Origin of the sequence: Streptomyces calidiresistens (assembly GCF_014141525.1) — a bacterium.
Taxonomy (GTDB): Bacteria; Actinomycetota; Actinomycetes; order Streptomycetales; family Streptomycetaceae; genus Streptomyces; species Streptomyces calidiresistens.
This window is the reverse complement of record NZ_VKHS01001040.1, coordinates 1-1596: the sequence shown is the minus strand read 5'-3', so window position 1 is coordinate 1596 and position 1596 is coordinate 1. Positions and strand designations below refer to the sequence as shown.

Below are 1596 nucleotides of genomic sequence, written 5' to 3'. Positions count from 1 at the left end.
CTCCCGGCGGGCCCTGTCGGGTCCTGCCGGGTCCGGACATCCACCCCCTTCACGTACACCTGTTGGTGCAATCGGTTGTCATCAATCGCGAGGGCCGGATCCCACGAACTCCCATTGCACTGCCGCGCGTATTGACACTGTACAGACAAGCCACGACGCTGTTTCCGTCATGTAACGGCAATCGGTTGCAGGACGGAGCCGCATGTCCGGGGACCGCACGCCCCTGCCCCGGGAGCGCTCCCCCGCCGGGAGGAGGGAGTCCGCATGCCACCGCACCACGCCGCGCATCCGAGCGGACGGTCCGCCTCCCCCCGGAGCACCCGGAGGCCGTTCGGCGCGCACCCCCACACCCCGGACCGGTCGACCACCGAGCAGGCGACGGAATGCCGGCCCCCACGGGCCACCCGTACCACCGCGTCGCAGGGCGCGAAGCCCGATCCGGGTCAACACGAGAGAAGGCAAGGATGAAACGTTCGATAGCGGTACGGCTCGGCGCCGTACTGGCCACCGCGGCCATCGCGGCCGGCACCGGCGTGGTCCTGTCGACGCCCGAGGCCACCGCCGCGACCGGGACGGCCGGCGGATACGCCTCCCAGAACGGCGGGACCACCGGTGGCGCCGGGGGTCAGGTCGTGCGGGCCACCACGGGAACCGCGATCCACGCCGCCCTGTGCAACCGGGCCAGCAGCAGCACCCCGATCATCATCGAGGTCCAGGGGACCATCAACCACGGCAACACCAGCAAGGTGTCGGGCAACAGCTGCAACACCGCGGACGACGTGATCGAGCTGAAGCAGATCAGCAACGTCACCCTGGTCGGGGTGGGCAGCGGGGCCGTCTTCGACCAGCTGGGCATCCACGTCCGTGAGGCCAGCAACATCATCATTCAGAACGTCACGGTGCGGAACGTCAAGAAGTCGGGCTCCCCCACCTCCAACGGTGGCGACGCCATCGGCATGGAGAACAACGTCCGCAACGTCTGGGTCGACCACGTGACCCTGGAGGCCTCGGGCGGTGAGTCCGAGGGCTTCGACGGCCTGTTCGACCTGAAGAACAACACCCAGTACGTGACGCTGTCCTACAGCATCCTGCGCAACTCCGGTCGCGGCGGCCTCGTCGGCTCCAGCGAGAGCGACCGCTCCAACAGCTTCATCACCTACCACCACAACCGGTTCGAGAACCTGGACTCCCGCGCCCCCCTGATGCGCGGCGGGGTGGCCCACATCTACAACAACCACTACGTGAACATCCGGGAGTCGGGCATCAACTCCCGCGCCGGGGCCCGGGTGCGGGTGGACAACAACTACTTCCAGACCTCCAAGGACGTCCTGGGCACCTTCTACACCAGCGAGGCCGGTACCTGGCACACCAACGGGAACATCCTCGACAGGGTGACCTGGTCATCGCCCGGCAGCCAGAACAACCCCGCCGGGCCCGCCATGCAGTCCACCACCAGCGTGAGCATCCCCTACTCCCACCGGCTGGACGGCGCCAACTGCGTGCCGGACCTCGTCAACCGGCTGGCGGGCGCCAACAAGGGGGTGCAGTTCTCGAACGGCAACTGCTCGCCGACCAACCCCCCGCCCACCAACCCGC

At 68.2% G+C, this 1596-nt stretch carries 1 protein-coding gene; it reads left to right on the top strand.

Annotated elements, in window-relative coordinates:
- Nucleotides 1-464: 464 nt before the first annotated feature.
- The coding region (locus tag FOE67_RS25265) for a pectate lyase family protein (RefSeq protein WP_182667134.1) at nucleotides 465-1596 on the top strand (1132 nt) is incomplete at its 3' end.